The following is a 20,779-nucleotide window of genomic DNA, read 5'->3' on the forward strand; positions in this document are numbered from 1 at the left end:
AACGTCGTCACAGACACTCCGTCATCGCGGGCAAGCCCGCTCCCACAGGGTATTTTATCGCTCATTGAAGGGCATCACCGTAACCCGCACTTCCGGGTCGTGATTACCGCCACCGAGAATCACCCCACGCAGCGGCGACACATCGGAGAAATCCCTTCCCCACGCCAGCGTGATGTGTTCCAGCGCCGGCTGCACATTGTTGGTCGGATCGAAATCCACCCAGCCCGATACCGGACAGAACACCGATACCCACGCATGCGAGGCGTCGGCGCCGATCAGGCGTGGCTGCCCCGGCGGCGGCTGGGTGAGCAGGTAGCCGCTGACATAACGCGCCGCCAGACCGCGCGAGCGCACACAGGCCAGCATCAGATGAGCGAAGTCCTGACAGACGCCGCGTCGACGCTCCAGCACTTCCACCAGCGGCGTCGCCACCTGGGTGGCTTCGGCATCGAAGGTGAATTCGCTGAAGATCTTCTGCATCAGCGCCTGCACCCCGAGCAGCAACGGTCGCCCTGGCGGAAAACAGCTTTGCGAGAACTCGACGAAGCTGCGCTTCAAATGCACATAAGGCGACTGGAACCGGTAGCGACAGGCTTCGAGCAAGTCGGCGGACAGCGGCTGACTGCTGTAGGTCAGCGCATCGCGGGTCTGCTCCCACGCTGGCGACTGGTTGAAATCCAGCGCCGGCCGCGCCAGCACCTCGACCGTCAGCCGGGCGTTGACCTGCAATTGGTCATGGGGCCGTTCAAATGCCAGACGCGTCAACGGATTGCCAAACACGTCCAGTTCATCACGGCGCATGGTCGGCTCGGGACTGATCAACAACTGCTGCTCGGTGCAGCGCTGCAAGCTGCATTCGCGCGGCCACAAGTGCGCCAGTTGCTGCGCGAGGGAGACCGGGCTGTCGTAGTGATAACAGGTGTCGTGGAAGATCTGATATTGAGCGCTCATCACACGGACACCGTTCGCTGGCTGACATCATCGACATGGGCGAAATGGCGCAGGGCCAGACGATCCGATACCTGGCCGCTGGCTTCGGCGATGTCCTGCAACAGATCGGCCAGACCATCCAGCGCGGCACGTACGCTGGATTTGCCGAACAAAGGATTTTCCAGACAACCGAGATCAAACCGCGACAGGCGCTCGACCAGTTGCGGCAGCGCGGTTTCCCGAGGCGCGGCGAAATCGTCGTTCAGGCGTTTCAGCGTGCGGGTGACCAGTTTCAGCTGAAACAACACTGCGTGGGGGTTCTGCTCATCCAGCAGCAGCAAATCCAGCACCGGAATCAATTGCGCCACCGCCAGATAGCGCGAGCGATAGGTGATGCTGCTGTTACCCAACTCCAGCAACCACTCCAGCCCGGCCTGATCGAAAGCACCCGCACCGCGCAGAAATGCGGCGAGGCTGCTGCTGAGAAATTGCAGGCGTTCGATGCGCCGGCCAATCATCAGAAAACGCCAGCCTTCGTCGCGGGTCATGTCATCCAGGGCAAACCCCGACAGCGCTGCCAGCGACATCACCAGACGGTTGAGGAAATCCAGCAGTTCGCCGAAGTCCGGTTCATCGACTTCCAGCTCCAGCGCCTCGCGCTGCAATTCGACCAGCGCCTGCCAGTTTTCCCGGGACAGCTTGCCGCGCACTTGCGAGGCGGCCCATTGCAGGCGTTGCAAATTGGAGCGCAGGCTGAACGACCAATCCTCGCCCAGCATCGCAGCGAGCAGGCGCTCCGGCAGTTCGCCCTCATCCGGCAACAGCGCCAGCCGCTCGCCGAGATCGACCGCTGCTTGCAGCGCCTGCGGATCATCGCCATCGACGTAACGCGTGAGCATGATGCGCAGCAGCCGCGCACTGTCGTCACAGCGCTCGCAGTAGCGACCGAACCAGAACAGGTTCTCAACCACCCGCGACGGCAGATATGGATCGCGCCGCACCAGATCGTGCACGCCGACACTGCGTTGCGCCTTCCACTGCTCGCCACTTGGCGCACGATCGCTGAGCACCCAGGTGTCCTTGCTTGCCCCGCCGCGCTGCATCGACACCACCTCGGCATCGGCGTCGGCCGCCACTCGTGTCAGACCACCCGGCAACACGCGGTAGCCGTCGTGGCTGGCCACCGCATACATGCGCATGCCGATCGCGCGGGGTTGCAGATGACCGTCCTCGGCTTGCCAGACCGGCGCCTGCGACAGTTGTGCGAGTTCTTGCGCGACGTAGGCATAAGGCCGTGCCTGCATACGCTGCGCCAGCTCGAGGCGCTGACTGTCACTCAAATCACGGCCGAAAACAGGCGCGAAACTCTGCGACGGGAACGCCGGTTTGATCAGCAGCTCCGGAAGTTTTTCCAGCGCTTGCGCCAGCACTGGCGCTTCACCGCACCACCAGGTGGCGATCGACGGCAGTATCAGTTCTTCGCCGAACAGGTATTGATTGATCTTCGGCAAAAACCCCAGCAGCCCCGGCGATTCCAGTACCCCGCTGCCTAGCGCATTGGCCACCAGCACCCGCCCCTGACGCACCGCCTCAAGCAGACCGGGGACCCCGAGCGCCGAGTCGGTACGCAGTTCCAGCGGGTCGCAGAAATCATCGTCGAGGCGGCGCATGATCGCGTGCACCCGGCGCAGGCCACTGAGGGTTTTCAAATACACCGTGGCATTGCGCACCGTCAGATCGCCGCCCTCGACCAGCGGATAACCGAGCTGGCGCGCCAGATACAGGTGCTCGAAATAACTTTCATTGAACCGCCCCGGTGTCAGCAGCACCACCAGCGGTGCGTCATCGCCCTGCGGTGCCTGACGGGCCAGGGTTTCCTGCAAGGTGCGGAAGAAACCGGCCAGATGCTGAACCTTCAGATCACGGTACAAATCGGGAAAGGCGCGGGAGACGATGGTGCGGTTTTCCAGCGCATAGCCGGCCCCGGACGGCGCCTGGGTGCGATCGGCAGTGACCCACCAGCGACCATCCGGCGTGCGCGCCAGATCCACGGCATACAAATGCAAAAAAGCTGACTCGGGCGGGGCAATGCCCTGACAGGGCCAGAGAAAATTGTTGTGCCCGAATACCAGCTCGGCGGGCAGCAGGCCTTCGCTGATCAACCGCTGCGGACCGTACAGATCCGCCAGCACTGCATTGAGCAAGCGCGCACGCTGAGCGATGCCGGCGGACAATTGCTGCCATTCATCAGCCGCAATGACATGGGGCAGCAGATCCAGCTCCCACGGCCGGTCAGCGCCCTTGGGATCGGCATAGACGTTATAGGTGACGCCGTTTTCCTGAATCTGCCGCGCCAGCAAGGCCTGACGCTGCACCAGTTGCACCGGGCTGCTGCGCTGCAACTGATCGAACAGGCGCTGCCAATGCGCACGCACTGCGCCGCTGCCGTCGAGCAGTTCGTGATAGGTGCCCGCAGTCAGCGGGTAGCGGTCTAACAGGTCAGGCATGGAAAGCTCGGCAGACAGCAGGGAACGGTCAGACTAACGCAGGCACATGACACGCGGATATACGAAAAATCCGCGTATTGCGTAGGCTCTAGTAACGGCGCAGGTCGATGGTCATCGGTAGCTCGTGATTGATTTCAACCTTGGGTACGGGAAGTTTCCCCGGCGTGTGTCCGAGGCGGAAAAACCGCGCCATGCGCCGGCTCTCCGCTTCATTGGCATTGACCGGCAAGGTCTCGTAATTGCGCCCACCGGGATGGGCGACGTGGTACTGGCAACCACCCAGCGAACGCCCCATCCAGGTATCGAGCAGGTCGAACACCAACGGCGCGTGCACCGCTATGGTCGGATGCAGGCAGTTGGCTGGTTGCCACGCCCGAAAGCGCACCCCGGCGACAAACTCACCCACCCGCCCGGTCGGGTGCAACGGCACCGCGACGCCATTGCAAGTCAGCAGATAGCGCTGTGGCGGCAAGCCGTTGAGTTTGACCTGCAAGCGCTCCAGCGATGAATCGACGTAGCGCACCGTGCCGCCCGCCGAGCCCTCCTCGCCCAGCACATGCCAGGGTTCGAGCGCCTGACGCAGCTCCAGCTCGATGCCATTGACGGCGTAGTCACCGACCTTGGGAAAACGAAACTCCAGATGTGCGGCAAACCATTCCGCACGCAGCGGATAACCGGCGTTGTTCAGTTCGACGATGACGTCGGCGAAATCCTGTTCAATAAAGTGCGGCAGCAGGAAACGGTCGTGCAGCTCGGTGCCCCAGCGTGCCAGTTTCGCCGGCGCATAAGGCTCGCGCCAAAAGCGCGCGACCAGTGCCCGCAGCAACAACTGCTGAGCCAGACTCATGCGCGCATGGGGCGGCATTTCAAAAGCGCGCAGTTCCAACAAGCCGAGACGCCCGGTGGCGCCGTCCGGTGAATACAGTTTGTCGATGCAGAATTCGGCGCGATGGGTATTGCCGGTGACGTCGATCAGCAGATTGCGCAACAGTCGATCGACCAGCCACGGTGCACATTCCTCGCCCGGTTCCGGCATCTGCGCGAAAGCGATTTCCAGTTCGTACAAGGCGTCATTACGCGCCTCGTCGACGCGTGGTGCCTGGGATGTCGGGCCGATGAAGAGGCCGGAAAACAGGTACGACAGCGAAGGATGGTTGTGCCAGTAGCTGATCAGACTGCGCAGCAGATCCGGCCGCCGCAGAAACGGTGAGTCCGCCGGTGTCGCGCCGCCGAGTACGAAATGATTACCGCCGCCGGTGCCGGTGTGGCGCCCGTCGATCATGAACTTTTCGGTGGTCAGGCGGGTTTGCCGCGCCTGTTCATAGAGAAACTCGGTGCGCTCGACCAACTCGTCCCAGCTTGCCGATGGCTGCACGTTGACCTCGATCACGCCCGGGTCCGGAGTGACACGGAAATTGCTCAGGCGCGGATCACCCGGCGGTTCATAGCCTTCCAGCAGTACCGGGCAGTGCAGTTCTTCGGCGGTGGCCTCAATGGCCGAGACCAGTTCCAGATAATCCTCGACCCGCTCCAGCGGCGGCATGAACAGATACAGCCGCCCTTCGCGGGCTTCGGCGCAGAATGCGGTGCGGGTCAGCCAGTCGGCGGACTCATCGATTTTCGGCACCCGCTCATCCAGCGCAGCAGGTTCGCCGTGAACACCAAGCTGCGCAGGATCCGGCAGTTCAGCGAAGTCCTGATTCGGATCGTTGGGATGGATGAACGGATATTCCGCCGCTTTCACCCACGGCTGCGACGCCAGCGGCAAGCGATAACCCAGCGGCGAATCCCCGGGCACCAAGCGACAGTGCTCATCGCGCAGATACCAACGCCCGCTCTGCCATTGATCGCCCTTGGCTGTGCGCGCCAGCGGCAGCACCTGGCCGATCACCTTGTTCAGACCCTGACTGAAGACCTTGCGCAACCGCGCACGCTCCAATGGCTCTTCCAGACGCGAATCTTCGGCGCTGACGTTGCCGGGCAACGCGCCCTCACGCCAGAGGTAATAGAGATGATCCTCGTAAGCCGGGAAGACGAAGCGTGCAGGCAACTTCAGGCGCTCGGCGACGCTGGCGAGAAAGCGTCCGGCCAATTCGCCGTCGGCGCCGTAGTCCTGCTGTTCGTCGGCGATCAATGCGTCGTTGTGCCAGATCGGCTGACCGTCGCGGCGCCAATAGCAATTGAGCGACCAGCGCGGCAACTGCTCGCCGGGATACCACTTGCCCTGGCCGAAATGCACCAGCCCCTTCGGCGCGTACTGCTTGCGCATGCGCTGGTACAGTTCGGCGGACAGTCGACGCTTGTCCGGTCCCAGGGCGGCAGTGTTCCATTCGGCGCCGTCCGGGTCGTCGATGGAGACGAAAGTCGGCTCGCCGCCCATGGTCAGGCGCACATCGCCTTCAAGCAGGTCGGCATCGATCTGCCGCCCCAGCGCCTGGATCGCCCGCCACTGTTCATCGGTGTAGGGCTTGGTGACACGTGGCGCTTCCCAGATTCGCTCGACCGACATTTCGTGGCTGAACTGCGTCTCGCAAGGTTCGACCAGACCACTGATCGGCGCCGCCGAGGACGGATCGGGACTGCACGCCAACGGAATATGCCCTTCCCCGGCGAACAACCCGGACGTGGCGTCGAGGCCGATCCAGCCGGCACCCGGCAAATACACCTCGCACCAGGCGTGCAGGTCGGTGAAGTCGACTTCGGTGCCGGACGGGCCGTCGAGGCTTTTCACGTCGGCGGTCAGTTGAATCAGGTAGCCGGAAACAAACCGCGCCGCCAGACCGAGATTGCGCAACAGCTGCACCAGCAACCATGCCGAATCACGGCAGGAACCGGAGGCGTGTTGCAGTGTGTGCTCCGGAGTCTGCACGCCGGGCTCCATGCGGATCAGGTAGCCGATGTCTTCGCTGAGGCGCTGATTGAGCGCCACCAGAAAATCCACCGCCGGCAGTGGCGTGCGGTCGATGCTGTCCAGGTAAGCCTTGAACGTTGGCGTCAGCGGCAGGGTTTCGAGGTACGGCGCCAACTCCTTGCGCTCGTCGGCGGCGTAGCTGAACGGGATTCGCTCGGCGTACGGTTCGAGGAAGAAATCGAACGGATTGAACACCGCCATTTCCGCTACCAGATCGACTTCGATGCGCAGCTCTGCGGTTTTCTCGGGGAACACCAGACGTGCCAGGTAATTGCCCTGGGGGTCTTGCTGCCAGTTGATGAAATGCTGCTCGGGCGAGACTTTCAGCGCATAGGAAAGAATTCGCGTGCGGCTGTGGGGCGCCGGGCGCAGGCGGACGATCTGCGGGCCGAGTTCGACAGCGCGGTCGTAGCGATAATGCGTGACGTGATGCAATGCGACATGAATCGACACGGCGTGCCTCCTGCGAGCCTTGGGCGTATGGGAAAGCGCGCAAGACTTATGCCATGCACAGGCTTGCGCGCTTTCGCGAAATGCTCAAGGCAGTACAGCACCAAAACCGGGCGATGCGAGGAAATGCTTTGGCGAGTTTGCTTCTATTTGTGGCAGGCAGTCATTGATGGAAGTGTCTGAACGGGCCCCATCGCTGGCAAGCCAGCTCCCACAGGTTTCTCTGTCGCTCACAGAACGGCGGCCACTAAAGATCCCTGTGGGAGCTGGCTTGCCAGCGATGGGGCCAGTGGGCTCACTGCATTTCCTGAGGCCTGAAATGCAAAACGCCAACCCGAAGGTTGGCGTTCTGTTCAGCTCAAGCAGTGTTTAGCGCGGCACGACCGGCTTGCGTGTCGGCTTCGGCCCTTTGCCTTTGGCCGCATCCTTGCGTTCCTTGGCCGCCTGCTGGTTGCGGGCGAATGCCGCAGCCTTGGCCTGTTCACGCTTGTCCCACGGATTACCGCCATCACTGGCACGCGGCGGCAGACCGGTGTGCTGAGTGAGAATCTTGGTGGTCTTCTCTTTGGCGACCTTGTGGCTGCCGGCCGGCGTCGAGTTCTTGCGACGGGCGCTCTGGTAGCTGTCGGTGGCCGGCTGATGCGCCGGGATCAGTTGATCCTTGTCCGGGCCGATCAGATCGGCGCGGCCCATGCGGATCAGCGCTTCACGCAGCATCGGCCAGCCTTTCGGGTCGTGATAACGCAGGAACGCCTTGTGCAGACGACGCTGATCTTCGCTCTTGACGATGGTCACGCCGTCGCTCTTGTACGTCACCTTGCGCAGCGGGTTCTTGCCCGAGTGGTACATCGCCGTAGCGGTGGCCATCGGCGACGGATAGAACGCCTGCACCTGGTCGGCGCGGAAGCCATTGCCCTTGAGCCACAGGGCGAGGTTCATCATGTCTTCGTCGGTGGTGCCCGGGTGGGCGGCGATGAAGTACGGAATCAGGTACTGCTCCTTGCCCGCTTCCTTGGTGTACTTCTCGAACATGCGCTTGAACTTGTCATAGCTGCCGATGCCCGGTTTCATCATCTGGTTGAGCGGACCTTCCTCGGTGTGCTCCGGGGCGATCTTCAGGTAACCGCCGACGTGGTGGGTCACCAGCTCCTTGACGTACTCCGGCGACTCGACGGCGAGGTCGTAACGCAAACCGGAGGCGATCAGAATCTTCTTCACACCCGGCAGGGCACGGGCGCTGCGATACAGCTGGATCAGCGACGAGTGGTCGGTGTTCAGGTTCGGGCAGATACCGGGGAACACGCACGACGGCTTGCGGCACGCGGATTCGATTTCCGGGCTCTTGCAGGCGATGCGGTACATGTTCGCAGTCGGGCCGCCGAGGTCGGAAATGACCCCGGTGAAACCCGGCACCTTGTCGCGGATCTCTTCGATTTCGCGAATGATCGACTCTTCGGAACGGTTCTGGATGATCCGCCCTTCGTGCTCGGTGATCGAGCAGAAGGTGCAGCCACCAAAGCAGCCACGCATGATGTTCACCGAGAAACGGATCATGTCGTACGCCGGGATCTTCTCCTTGCCGTACGCCGGGTGCGGCACACGGGCGTAAGGCATGCCGAACACGTAGTCCATTTCTTCAGTGGTCATCGGAATCGGCGGCGGGTTGAACCAGACATCGAGCTCGCCATGCTTCTGCACCAGCGCACGGGCGTTGCCCGGGTTGGTTTCCAGGTGCAACACGCGGTTGGCGTGGGCGTACAAAACCGGGTCGTTACGCACCTTCTCCATCGACGGCAGGCGGATCACGGTCTTGTCGCGGGTCATGCGCGGGCTGGCCAGGATCTGCACGACCTTGGCTTCCTGCGGATCTTCGACCGGGCCTTTTTCCTGCTCGATGGCGCAGGCCTGGGTGTCCTGGGTATTCACGTACGGGTTGATGATCTTGTCGACCTTGCCCGGACGGTCGATGCGCGTGGAGTCGACTTCGTACCAGCCCTGCGGCGTGTCGCGACGGATGAACGCGGTGCCGCGCACATCGGTGATGTCTTCGATCTTGTGGCCCCACGACAGGCGCTGGGCAACTTCGACAATCGCGCGCTCGGCGTTGCCGTACAGCAGAATGTCGGCGCTGGCGTCGATCAGGATCGAGTTGCGCACGCGATCCTGCCAATAGTCGTAGTGGGCGATGCGGCGCAGCGAGGCTTCGATGCCGCCGAGCACGATCGGCACGTGCTTGTAGGCTTCCTTGCAGCGCTGGCTGTAAACCAGGCTGGCGCGATCCGGACGCTTGCCGGCCATGCCGCCGGGGGTATACGCGTCATCGGAACGGATTTTCTTGTCCGCGGTGTAGCGGTTGATCATCGAGTCCATGTTGCCCGCCGCGACGCCGAAGAACAGGTTCGGCTCGCCGAGCTTCATGAAGTCGTCTTTGGACTGCCAGTTCGGCTGCGCGATGATCCCGACGCGGAAGCCTTGCGACTCCAGCAGCCGGCCGATGATCGCCATGCCGAACGACGGATGATCGACGTAGGCATCACCGGTAACAATGATGATGTCGCACGAATCCCAGCCGAGCTGATCCATCTCCTCCCTGCTCATCGGCAGGAATGGCGCTGGCCCGAAACATTCGGCCCAATATTTTGGATAGTCAAATAACGGCTTGGCTGCTTGCATGTCGACGACCGGTGTTGAAGTGAAAAATCGCGGGCGCGGAATATAGCACAAATTTTGACCAATTCCGACGACGGTGGTCGGTTTCTCTGTGCGCTGCTCTCGCGCCGCCAACCCGCCACACATTACGCGTTTTTGTTGAACGCACGACGCACGAAACGGCAAGGAAGCCGCCCGCCCGTCGCACTCCCAAGAGCAGCGGGGCATTAAACGCAAAGGAAGACAGGCAATGGCACCCAAACCGCCAACCAGAGGCATCACGACCGTCTCGGTTCATAACCCGCGACCCGATTATTCGATCACCCGGCCTGGTTTCACGGCGCTTTTCGATGGCGGACCGGGGCACAGAATTCCCACACGCCCGACTCCCACAACGGTATCGACATCGATCGATCACGGACTCAACCGCATTACCTCCGTGCCTGCGCGGGCAACGGTCAGCACGACAGCGGCCGCCGAATCGGCTGCAGTTGTGCATGAGCGGCCCTTGGGAGATTACTGGATCACTTCGCTGGTCGTGTTGCCGTCAGCCAATGCCGAAGGCATTTCGACGCTTAAGGGACGTCAGTATGTCCAAGTGCCTGAGGGTGGCACCGTGCAGGTCGGTCTGGACCCCGCCAGCGGTCTTTACCGGGCGAAATTGCCCAGCGAATTACACCCGTCTGGTCCGCTGTTGCAGTTCGATGTCGAGAGCCGTCTCTGGCAACCCGTCGATACCTGGGCGCCATCGACCTATCCGCTATCCCCGAGCCGGCTCGAGGCGTTTCGCACCGATCTGGATTTCAGCACGGCCGAGCCGGACGGCGATGGCCTGTTGCGCTTCAACGGCAAACTCTATGTGCAGATCGAGAATCAGGCCTATCAGGTCTTGCATGATCTTGATGCATCAGCGCCGCAGAGGGCGGTCATGCGCATCGTTCGCCCCCACGATCCCATCGCCAGCGATGCCACGAATGTTTACGTCGCATCCCGTCCAGGCAGGTCGGAACCGATCATTTTCGACGCTCGCTACGGCTGGCGAGGGACCAGTGTAACGGGGGCAGCCGGAATGCAGAGAGGGACAGGAGTGGCGCCCTCAGAGCTATGGCAGCGGGTGGAAGTCGGAATCAGACTTGGCCACTTCAACAAGCGAATCGAGCAGGACACCGCTAAAAGTGAACACCTGAAGGAGGTGTGGCGCAGCATCAGGGAAGCGGGGGGCGAGCGCTCAGACGCGGTCAAGCGCGAAACGATGGCGCTGCTTGATCGTGAATTACACAGCCACCAGGCGCTGAGGTCCCTTGCAAAAGCAATAAAATTCCATAAGCAGCAAAAACCCGCGGTACGGCACTTCATGAAGAAGGAAGACTACGACAAAAAAATGATTGCGATGCACAAGATCCAAATGAGCTTTTACGATCAATTGGTCGAATGCGGCTTGACCCGCCATGCGCTGGGAGGTCCATTGATCGACATCGACAGGCTCCCGCGAACAGTCAACGTCCTGGGGAAAATTCTCGGCCATATGCGAGAGCGCCAGCACATTGCCGACAATCTGGTGAACACATGGCGGGTCGCGCCGGACGAATTCAGTGCATACGCTCTGACACCAATGGACACTCACGACGTCGTGGCTTCGTGGGTATTGGCCAAAAGCCTGATGCTGGACGACCATCAATCAGGCGGAAACTACCCTCAGGCCTCCGAACTGGCGACCAGATTTGGTCAGGTAACTTTCGTGTATGGAGCGCTGGGTAAAATTCCGGAGACTTCGCACCCTGCGATATTGCGTGATCTGCTCCAGGAATGCACAGCCCTTCGCTACTGGTACGAGCGTCTTGATCTGGCACCCGATGAGCAGCACGCAACGTCACGCACGGCTATCACCGCGGAGCTGAAAATATTCGAAGAGACGCTGACTCATCGCCTGTTCCAATATCAACGCCAGCCTGATCTCCCGGCGCTGCCGATCAACGATCAGGCCATTGATTTCGAGTATGTTCCGGAGCAGGACAGATCCGGCTTCCAACCGCCACCCAAGCGCATTTTCAAGGCAAAGAAACACGGTATTTACAAGATCCATGTCGGCGAGTCCCGACGTACCGCACACAACGAAGAAGTCATCGATGTACGCAGTCTGCACGACCCGCAACAGCCAGTGCAGACCTATGAACAAAGAGCTGGCGAGTGGCACCCTGTCCGCGCAACGCAGGACACAAACCTGCCCGACCTGACTCTCAGAGCCAATCAGCACCTTGAGCAAACCGACGCACATGTGCGCGAAGCCCGGCGCGAAGAGTCGCGCAAAAACCATCCGGACAACATTGTCGAGATGCTTGAGCGCAAGGCCGGGGCAATGGATGAAATCGCACTCCAGCTTCGGCGACAGGAGCCGACCGATGGCGAAACAGATGCGCTGATCCAGCGCCTGCAGGACACCAGTGAACGCCTGCGCAGCGAGGGCGAAAACATTCGTGTCCGGATCTACAAGGACATACATTTTCTGAGCCCCGACCGATTGTTGTATCTGATCGACAAGGGCGAAGTGCGTGCGCAGAAAATCGAGACCCGGTTGAAACGCGGCAAGGGACACAATCGAGACTTTATCGACGTCTATCTACTGACGGATGCGCACACCTACGACCCCCTCTGGCACGCGCACTTTCATTACGCGAAACCGGATACGCCCGATCTGAACTTCAATGTTTCCGGCGGGCACCTGAAAACCCTTGAGCAAAGCCGCATGGGTGTGCGTTCGCAGCGCCGGGAAGAACGGGCGCAGCGGCCACACAAACCTATCTGGCGCGCCGCCCTCGATGGCCACGCAGCGCAGAAAATTTTCGACCTCGCCGCCACCTCTTTCCATCCCGAGACACATCATCAGGCATGACGCCGAACCGGCCGGCAGCGTCCGTTGCGGACGCGACCGCTCAATCACTACAAGGAACGTAAGACATGCGCAGCAAAACGCCGCACCCAGTTAGTCCCCCCGGTAATTTTCATCTTCGACCGGATACATCCGCCGCTGCCATCCCGCAGCGCCCACTCCTCACGCCGCGCCCCAGTCTTGACCCAACCGCGTTGAGCGGCCCGCCAATCCGCGCGAACCGGCGCATGGACAGCAACGATCCTGATGCGATCATCCCGGCGCCGAATGTCACAGTGCATGCGGCTGCATCAGCGCTGCAAACCATGGTCAACACAGGCCACCCCGTCGAGCATTACCGCCTCGCTGTCGCAACCGGCTTGCCTGACGCCGACACCGAAGGCCTGAGGACATTCAAGGGTCGTCACTACGTGGAAATGGCCGACGGCGGTTTCGTGCAGGTGAGCAAGGATTCGCCGAGCGGCCTCTGGCGCGCCGGGCTGGCGAGCGAATCGAAGCCCTCCGGACCGCTGATGCTGCACGATCCGGAGAGTGGCAGGTGGCATGCGCTGGAGTTCTCGCCGCCGAGCACCTTCGCTTTATCGGTGACACGCCTGCAAGCGTTTCGCACGCCGTTCGACTTCAGTCATAGCTCACGCGACAGCGATGGGCTGTACCGCCATGACGGCAAACTCTACGCAGTGATCGACAATCACAGCTATCAGGTCCTGCACGATCACGATGCTTCGACGCCTCTGACCGAGGTGATGCGCATCGTCCGCCCTGAAGATCCTGTCGCCGCTGACGTCGACAACATCTACAGCGCTACGCGCCCGGGCAGATCAGAGCCTGTCGTATTCGATGCCGATCAGGGCTGGCAGGGCATCGTAGTCGGCGGGGCCGGCGGGATGCAGCGCGGCAGTGCCGACCAACCTGCTTCACCGGGGCTGCGCGAGCGGCTCAATGCCGCGGTCAATCGACTGCGAACGCCCCAGTCGCGACTGCGAAAACTCTATCCATCTCTGGACAGCGAGCAAATCCGCACGCTGTTGCGCACCCAGGGTGACGATGTACCAAGCTTTTTGACGCGCCTCGAGAATGAATACAAGACCCTGAAGCTGGAGCTCGCGACCTGGTTGAAAACCAGTGAGCTGGCCGGCGGGGCGACCAATCCCCCGGTGGAGCGCGCCGCGCAAGAGATCAAGCGCTGCTGGAAACGTCAGACAGGAACAACGTTGCAACTGGATCTTGGCGACGCAGGCATTGTTCCGCTGTCCGCAGATTTCAGCCATGTACGCACGCTGCACTTGCAGGCGGTCGCCTGGTCGGAGGGGGGCGAAAACTTCCTCAAGGGGTTCACTGCCCTGGAGCGTCTGAAAATCAATGCCTCGGCGCTCGCCAGGCCGCCGGCGAACCTTGCGCAGATGCCAGCCCTCAAGGAGTTGGACCTGCGAGCGAACCACATTGAACTGAGCGACCAGACCGCCAGCGAGCTGGCTTCGCTCAGCCAACTGGAAAAACTCGACCTGTCGGACAACCCGCTGGGCAAGGCCCCGGATTTCAGCGGCATGCCTGAGCTCAAGTCCGTGGGTCTGCGCAATGCACAACTGGATGACTGGCCAACCGGATTGCAGCATCAGTTGGCGATGGAGTCGCTCGATCTGCGCAATAACCGATTGCGTGAAATTCCGCAGACAGTCATCAGCCCGGCGAGTGATCAATTGCTCGCCATAGCCAACATCAACCGCATCACCCTGATCGAAGGCAACCCCTTTGCCAGCGGCTATTGGCGGCGGCTGGAAGTCTACTGGCAGCGGGTTACGGCGGAATATCCGGCACTGATCACCAGCGCACGCACAGGTGCATTCCGGATTGATGGCGACATCCCTGAAGTCGCCATGCTGCTGCAGATGTATCCGGACAAAACGCCACAAACCGCCCGGGAATACCTGATTGGCCTGGGGGACAGTGCAGAAGCCACGATCAGCCAGCGTTTCGCAGAGTTCAAGGCGCTCGATGCGCAACTGCTGGCCTACGTCGCCGACAGCCAGCCGGGAACATCCAGCGTGGTCGGCCGGGAAAAGGCTCGGGCAGAACACATTGCCCGGATCATCAAGGACTGCTGGCTCCAGCAATCGCCGCACCTTGCGCTGCCACCACTGAAAGGACCGCTACCGCCACTGACTGCCGACTTCAGTCGGTTGACGTTGCTCACTCTTGATAGCGTCGTCTGGTCCGACACTGCCGACACGTTCCTGTCGCGGTTGCCGAATCTGGAGAATTTGACGATCAGCCATTGCGGTCTGGAAAAATTGCCCGCAGAGATCAGCGTGATGAGCCGGCTCACCCACCTGAATCTGACCTCAAACCAGATAAAACTCGATGAGAACAGCGCTGGTGCATTGAGTGCATTGCACCAGTTGGTCAGCATCGACCTGTCGAACAACCCACTCCAGATGCTGCCCGATTTCAGTGCGATGTCCGGGCTGCAGACACTGGACCTGAAGAACACCGGCATCAGCGAGTGGCCCACCGGCCTGGCTGACAAGATCACCTTGACCGGCCTCGACCTCAGCAACAATAAACTGCGCGAAGTTCCCGACGCACACATCAACCCGCCAGCCGATCAATTGGCCGTGGTCGCGCGGATCAACAACCACACGCTGCTTGAAGGCAATGACTTCCCTTCGCCTTACTGGAGGAAGTTCGATCGCTACTGGCGAAAACTCAACGAACTGCATCCGCAGTTGATGACTCCGGCCCACCCCGCTGTATTCGACAGTGAGAACTCGCGCGCGCAGCGCTACCGAAAACTGTTTCCGAGCAAAGGCATCAAGGAATGCCGGGAGTTTGTCTGGAACCATGACAAGGCCACTGTCGCGACCAGGCTGTTGGAGCTCGAGCAGGATTTCGCCGTGTTGAAAAACCAGCTGGATAACTGGGTGTTTTCGGGAGGCAGCAATCCTCTGCGCTATATCCGCGTCAATCAGTTGCAGATCAACACCCAAACCCGCAATGAGCGCATCGAGGCACGGGATCGGATCATCAGTTGCTGGCGACGTGAAACGCCGCAGAAACACGCCTTCGACGGCACGCCGATAGGTCTGGAGCTGGATTTGAGCGGCCTCACGTTGCCGACCCTGCCGGATCTGAACACCGATTTCAGCCATGTCGGCTCGCTCAAACTCAACAACATGAATCTCACCGAATCCCCGGAAGGTTTTCTGACCCGCTTCCGCCATCTGCGCTGGCTGAACATGGCCAACAATCGTCTCAGGGATCTCCCGCCTGCCATCGGCGAAATGCACGGGATGACCCGTCTGTTCCTGCAGGGGAATCAACTCGAACTGACCGCCGAGACCGCGCAGATACTGGCCGGTAGAACGACCTTGAGGGCCTTGTGGATCCACGACAACCCGCACTTGAACGTGAGCCCGGATTTCAGCGCGATCACTGATATCCGCGAAGTCGACATGTCGAACACCGGCATCGGAAGCTGGCCAGCCGGACTGTTCGATCAGCCCCTGTTGGGCAGGATACTTCTGAACAACAACCGGATCACGAACCTGCCCAGCTTTGTCGTCGCACCGGCAGCGGATCGCCTGAGGCATTCGATTCAGGTCAACAGCGGCACTCAGATAAGCGATAACCCCCTGAACGAATACACCCGAGAACGCTTGGCCGGCTACAGTGAGCGGCTGCGCCACTCCGCAACATCGCTTTACAATCCTCTGAACCTGCTGACCACTTCTGCCCCGGCAGCCCGCCCGCAGCCGGCGCTAATGAACGCTGCGTCGGCCTATCCGCAGTTGACCATCGGTATGACGGCAACCGAGGCGACGAAACGCACCGCGCAGCTGGACAGACTGAAAGCACAGGACGGCTCGGATGGATTTTTCAATATCATTTCCCGACTCGGCCACCACGCCGATTTCCGTCGGCAGGTCTGGGACGTGGTCGATGCCATCAGCGAGAACAACGTGCAATCACGCGCTCTGCGCAGAGATGTTTTCGATCGCGCCTGCGAAGCCGGCTGCACTGACCTTGCCGCCGCCACGTTTACTGACCTGCAAGTGCTGACCATGACGCATACGGCCAGAGTGCAGGCAAGGCAAGACGGGGATGGCACTCGCCTGGTGGACCTGTCCAGAAGTCTGTTCAGGCTAAGGCAGGTCGATGAACTGGCCGCAGCAGATATCGCTGCGAGCAGGACAATCGCCAACGATCCACAGGCTCCAGCGCGTGAGCGCAATACCCAGCGCCTGCGCCTGAGCGACCCGCATGAAATGACCATGGCCTACCGCTTTGGCCTCAAGGATCGGCTGCAGTTGCCGTTTCAGCCGCAGACGCTGTCCTTTATCGGCATGGCCGGCGTCACACCGCCCATGCTGGAAGTCGCCTACCGTAAAGTCATCGCCTTGAACGGCTCCCCCGAAGAGTTTCAGGCTCTGGTGTCGATGGAATTCTGGCAGGACTTCATCACGCACAAATATCCGTCCCGGTTCGACGCCGCACGTCAGCCTTATCAACAGAGACAGGCGGCACTGGACGAGCAATTCGCGAAAAAAGTACTGACCCAGGCCGAATACGACGCGCAAACCAATGACGTCACTGCACAGTTGGCCATTAGCGAAGCGACGCTGATCCAGTCACTGACGCGCGAGGAAATTCGCTCCGGTGAGGCAGTTGAAAAACCTGCCAGCAGCGAGACGGCAGTTTCGGCCGATTGAAGCAGGCCACGACAGCAGCCGGATGATCCGGCCTACTGTCATTCGTCGTCGTCGAAGTTGTAACTGCCCGGTGCGAGGTTTTCGAAGCGCGTGTATTTACCGATGAACGCCAGCCGAATGAAACCGATCGGGCCGTTACGCTGCTTGCCGATGATGATTTCGGCGATGCCCTTGTGCTCGGTTTCCGGGTGATACACCTCGTCTCGGTAAACGAACATGATTACGTCGGCGTCCTGCTCGATCGCTCCGGATTCCCGCAAGTCGGAGTTCACCGGGCGTTTGTTCGGGCGCTGTTCGAGGGAACGGTTGAGCTGCGACAGCGCCACTACCGGACAGTTGAATTCCTTGGCCAGGGCTTTCAGGGATCGCGAGATCTCGGAAATCTCGTTGGTGCGGTTGTCACCGCTGGACCCGGGAATCTGCATCAGTTGCAGGTAGTCGATCATGATCAGGCCGACATCGCCGTGCTCACGCACCAGACGACGAGTGCGCGCGCGCATTTCCGAAGGACTGATGCCGGCGGTGTCATCGATGAACAGTTTGCGGTCGTTGAGCAGGTTGACCGCCGACGTCAGGCGCGGCCAGTCGTCGTCTTCGAGTTGGCCGGAACGCACTTTGGTCTGGTCGATTCGGCCGAGCGAAGACAGCATACGCATGATCAGCGATTCGCCTGGCATCTCGAGCGAGTAAACCAGGACAGCCTTCTCGCTGCGCAACACGGCGTTTTCCACCAGGTTCATCGCGAAGGTGGTTTTACCCATCGACGGACGGCCGGCGACGATGATCAGGTCGGACGGCTGCAAGCCGCTGGTCTTCTCATCGAGGTCGGTGTAGCCGGTGGACAGCCCGGTGATCGCGTCGGCCGTGTTGAACAACGTGTCGATGCGGTCGATGGCCTTGGTCAGCAGCTCATTGACGCCGACCGGGCCGCCGGTCTTGGGCCGCGCTTCGGCGATCTGGAAGATCTGCCGTTCGGCTTCGTCGAGGATTTCTTCAGCGGTGCGACCTTCCGGGTTGAAGGCGCTGTCGGCAATCTCGGTGCTGATACCGATCAGTTGGCGCAACGTCGCACGCTGGCGGACGATCTGCGCATAGGCCTTGATGTTGGCGACGGACGGGGTGTTTTTTGCCAGTTCGCCAAGATAGCCGAGGCCGCCGACTTGCGACGTCTGGCCTTCCTTGTCGAGTTGTTCGGCAAGGGTCACGACGTCGATCGGCGAGTTCTGATCGGCCAGTTTGGCGATCGCGCGGAAGATCAGGCGGTGGTCATGTCGATAGAAATCGCCGTCGGAGACTTGATCAAGCACGCGTTCCCAGGCGTTGTTGTCCAGCATCAGACCACCGAGTACAGCCTGTTCAGCCTCGATGGAATGCGGCGGCACCTTTAGGGCAGCGGTTTGCAGATCGTATTGCTCGGGAGCGGAGATATCGTTCATGGCCACTTGAGTATTAGTGAAAAGCAGGGAATTCAGAAAGACAAAGGGCACGACCTGTAAACAGGATCGTGCCCGATGTTAACCGCCTGACGGACAAGCCGCCAGCCGATCCGTGTTGCTTAAGCTGCTACCACGACAACGCGTACGGTGGCTTCAACTTCGGCGTGCAGGTGCACGGCCACGTCGAATTCACCCACGTTGCGGATGGTGCCGTTCGGCAGACGAACTTCGCTCTTCTGCACTTCAACGCCGGAGGCGGTCAGTGCGTCAGCGATGTCGTGAGTACCGATCGAACCGAACAGCTTGCCTTCGTCGCCAGCGGTGGCAGTGATGGTCACTTCCAGTTCGGCCAGTTGGGCAGCACGGCTTTCAGCCGATGCCTTACGGTCTGCGGCGGCTTTTTCCAGCTCGGCGCGACGCTCTTCGAACGCAGCCAGGTTGGCAGCGGTCGCAGCGGTAGCCTTGCCGAAAGGCAGCAGGTAGTTACGGCCGTAACCGGCCTTAACGTTTACTTTGTCGCCCAGGTTGCCCAGGTTGGCGATTTTTTCCAGAAGGATCAGTTGCATGTGAAAATCCTCTAACTTTTAACCTTCACCGTTCGCGCTGTCGGTGTCTTTCGACACGTGACGACCGCGAAAATCAATCAGGCTGTCGACAATGGCCAGAACCACGAGCAACGGATAGATCAGCTGCATGAACAACAGCAGCGTGACGTACAACCCCACCAGCCAGAAACCGGCCAGTCGCTTCTGCCCGACCAGCCCGTGAATCAGGGCCAGCCCGGCGAACACCAGCGGTACACTGCACAACGGCGTCAACATGGCCATCTGTGCACCGAGATTCGGGCCCAGAAGCATCAACGCCAGCAGTAACATCGCCGGCCCCAGCGGGATGCGGATGGCGCGAAACTCGCGACCGAAACCACCCGGGTTGTACAACAACGCCTGCCAATGCCGCCCGACAATCAGGCTCAGCACGCTGACGATCTGCAACAAGGCCGCAATCAGTCCGGTCAGGACCGGTGCAATCAGGGACGCGAAACGCGCTTGCTCATCGACCGACAATTGCTTGTAGGTCTCACCGAGAAGTGCCGGCATGACCTTTATAAGGGCCTGCGCGAGCATCTCGATCTGGGCCGCAAACGCGACCCCGAGCACCACTGAAAACACCACTCCGATCACTACGCTGACCAGCAGCGTGCGGACCCAGGATTCGCTTGCGCGCAAAACCAACGCAAGCCCCGAAGACCCCAGCAGCACCAGAAGTGCCCGTGGGTCATCGGCATACAGCCACCAGATCAAGGCTGGCAGCAGTCCCAGCGACAGAACGCCAAGGGCGTCCGTCAATCCGCGCCGCAGCAGCACAAGGCTCCCGGCGGCAGCACCCAACCAATACAACAACGGCAATGTTGCACATCCGGCCACCACGAGAGTGGCCTGCATTCGGCCTCGCATGATGAACTCAGCTAAGGCGCGCATGCATTCAATCCTTTGCTACTTGTCGACTGCCCGGTCTCAGCGGCCGTGGCTGTCGGTGTAGGCCAGCAGGGCCAGGAAGCGGGCGCGCTTGATAGCGGTGGCCAGCTGACGCTGATAACGAGCTTTGGTACCGGTGATGCGGCTTGGAACGATTTTGCCGGTCTCGGATACGTAAGCTTTCAGAGTGTTGAGATCTTTGTAGTCGATCTCTTTCACGTCTTCAGCGGTGAAGCGGCAGAATTTACGACGACGGAAGAAACGTGCCATTTGATAGGCTCCTTAATAAGGTCCGTGGATTACTCGTCAGCGTTATCGCTGTTGTCGCTGTCATCACTGTCGGTGCCTTCGGCGCCTTCGTGCTCAGGACGGTCGCGACGCTCACGGCGCTCACTGCGGTTTTCTTCAGCCTTGAGCATCTCGGACTGGCCGGTAACGGCTTCGTCGCGACGGATGACCAGGTTACGGATCACTGCATCGTTGTAGCGGAAGTTGTCTTCCAGCTCGGCCAGGGCCTTGCCAGTGCACTCAACGTTCAGCATCACGTAGTGAGCCTTGTGAACATTGTTGATTGCGTAGGCCAGTTGACGACGGCCCCAGTCTTCCAGACGGTGGATTTTGCCGCCGTCTTCTTCGATCAGCTTGGTGTAACGCTCAACCATGCCGCCGACTTGCTCGCTCTGATCCGGGTGGACCAGAAAGATGATTTCGTAATGACGCATGAATGCTCCTTACGGGTTGTAGCCTGCCGCTCAAAAACGGTCAGACAAGGAGTGAATGACACTTATGGACTTGCTGGCGCGGGGCACATGCGTGCCTGCCGTC

General features: G+C 60.6%; 11 protein-coding genes. 2 read left to right on the top strand and 9 right to left on the bottom strand.

All coding sequences use genetic code 11. The features are described 5' to 3' along the window. Positions 1-54: 54 nt before the first annotated feature. The 4 genes from F8N49_RS08410 to F8N49_RS08425 all read right to left on the bottom strand — a co-directional run bounded on the left by F8N49_RS08410 (position 55) and on the right by F8N49_RS08425 (position 9,471). Entirely contained in the window at positions 55-951 is an 897-nt protein-coding gene (locus F8N49_RS08410; protein WP_151551139.1) for a transglutaminase family protein, read from the bottom strand. Continuing rightward, on the bottom strand, positions 951-3,437 hold the full coding sequence (locus tag F8N49_RS08415; RefSeq protein ID WP_151551140.1) for a circularly permuted type 2 ATP-grasp protein: 2,487 nt from the start codon (positions 3,435-3,437) through the stop codon (positions 951-953). Before F8N49_RS08415 ends, F8N49_RS08410 begins: the two co-directional genes overlap by 1 nt. 88 nt (positions 3,438-3,525) lie before the next feature. After that, positions 3,526-6,801 carry a DUF2126 domain-containing protein gene (locus tag F8N49_RS08420; protein WP_151551141.1) on the bottom strand — a complete coding sequence of 1,092 codons (3,276 nt, stop codon included), beginning with the start codon at positions 6,799-6,801 and terminating at the stop codon, positions 3,526-3,528. Between the two features lie 366 nt (positions 6,802-7,167). Beyond that, positions 7,168-9,471 (bottom strand): YgiQ family radical SAM protein, encoded by a 2,304-nt coding sequence (locus F8N49_RS08425; RefSeq protein ID WP_151551142.1) that lies wholly within the window; start codon positions 9,469-9,471, stop codon positions 7,168-7,170. A 226-nt stretch (positions 9,472-9,697) separates the two neighbouring features. Between F8N49_RS08425 and F8N49_RS08430 the strand changes: the two genes are divergently transcribed. Together F8N49_RS08430 and F8N49_RS08435 are read left to right on the top strand one after the other, a co-directional pair. After that, positions 9,698-12,337: a hypothetical protein gene (locus F8N49_RS08430; RefSeq protein WP_151551143.1), complete on the top strand. Its 2,640-nt coding sequence runs from the start codon at positions 9,698-9,700 to the stop codon at positions 12,335-12,337. Between the two features lie 224 nt (positions 12,338-12,561). Next, complete coding sequence (locus tag F8N49_RS08435) at positions 12,562-17,043, top strand: NEL-type E3 ubiquitin ligase domain-containing protein (RefSeq protein WP_178116943.1); 4,482 nt, start codon at positions 12,562-12,564, stop codon at positions 17,041-17,043. Positions 17,044-17,081: 38 nt separating this feature from the next. On the opposite strand, the gene dnaB is transcribed toward F8N49_RS08435, so the two are convergent. The 5 genes from dnaB to rpsF all read right to left on the bottom strand — a co-directional run bounded on the left by dnaB (position 17,082) and on the right by rpsF (position 20,676). Further along, complete coding sequence (dnaB, locus tag F8N49_RS08440; RefSeq protein ID WP_016771936.1) at positions 17,082-18,479, bottom strand: replicative DNA helicase; 1,398 nt, start codon at positions 18,477-18,479, stop codon at positions 17,082-17,084. Between the two features lie 119 nt (positions 18,480-18,598). Beyond that, the gene (gene rplI / locus F8N49_RS08445; RefSeq protein WP_003221136.1) at positions 18,599-19,045 is read right to left on the bottom strand and encodes a 50S ribosomal protein L9; all 447 of its coding nucleotides are present in this window, start codon (positions 19,043-19,045) and stop codon (positions 18,599-18,601) included. Positions 19,046-19,063: 18 nt separating this feature from the next. Continuing rightward, a complete protein-coding gene (locus tag F8N49_RS08450; protein WP_016771937.1) occupies positions 19,064-19,957 on the bottom strand; it encodes a hypothetical protein in 894 nt (297 codons plus the stop codon). 36 nt (positions 19,958-19,993) lie between these two features. Next, a complete protein-coding gene (gene rpsR / locus F8N49_RS08455; RefSeq protein ID WP_002551829.1) occupies positions 19,994-20,224 on the bottom strand; it encodes a 30S ribosomal protein S18 in 231 nt (76 codons plus the stop codon). Positions 20,225-20,253: 29 nt separating this feature from the next. Continuing rightward, complete coding sequence (gene rpsF / locus F8N49_RS08460; protein WP_016771938.1) at positions 20,254-20,676, bottom strand: 30S ribosomal protein S6; 423 nt, start codon at positions 20,674-20,676, stop codon at positions 20,254-20,256. Positions 20,677-20,779 lie beyond the last annotated feature (103 nt).

It is taken from the genome of Pseudomonas sp. GXM4 (assembly GCF_008923895.1).
In the GTDB taxonomy this organism is placed as follows: domain Bacteria; phylum Pseudomonadota; class Gammaproteobacteria; order Pseudomonadales; family Pseudomonadaceae; genus Aquipseudomonas; species Aquipseudomonas atacamensis.

Bases quoted from the DNA above. Each gene is read 5' to 3' on its own strand.
- F8N49_RS08410 (WP_151551139.1), bottom strand. From the start codon at position 951: ATGAGCGCTCAATATCAGATCTTCCACGACACCTGTTATCACTACGAC.
- F8N49_RS08415 (WP_151551140.1), bottom strand. From the start codon at position 3,437: ATGCCTGACCTGTTAGACCGCTACCCGCTGACTGCGGGCACCTATCAC.
- F8N49_RS08425 (WP_151551142.1), bottom strand. From the start codon at position 9,471: ATGCAAGCAGCCAAGCCGTTATTTGACTATCCAAAATATTGGGCCGAA.
- F8N49_RS08430 (WP_151551143.1), top strand. From the start codon at position 9,698: ATGGCACCCAAACCGCCAACCAGAGGCATCACGACCGTCTCGGTTCAT.
- F8N49_RS08435 (WP_178116943.1), top strand. From the start codon at position 12,562: ATGGACAGCAACGATCCTGATGCGATCATCCCGGCGCCGAATGTCACA.
- dnaB (WP_016771936.1), bottom strand. From the start codon at position 18,479: ATGAACGATATCTCCGCTCCCGAGCAATACGATCTGCAAACCGCTGCC.
- rplI (WP_003221136.1), bottom strand. From the start codon at position 19,045: ATGCAACTGATCCTTCTGGAAAAAATCGCCAACCTGGGCAACCTGGGC.
- F8N49_RS08450 (WP_016771937.1), bottom strand. From the start codon at position 19,957: ATGCGCGCCTTAGCTGAGTTCATCATGCGAGGCCGAATGCAGGCCACT.
- rpsR (WP_002551829.1), bottom strand. From the start codon at position 20,224: ATGGCACGTTTCTTCCGTCGTCGTAAATTCTGCCGCTTCACCGCTGAA.
- rpsF (WP_016771938.1), bottom strand. From the start codon at position 20,676: ATGCGTCATTACGAAATCATCTTTCTGGTCCACCCGGATCAGAGCGAG.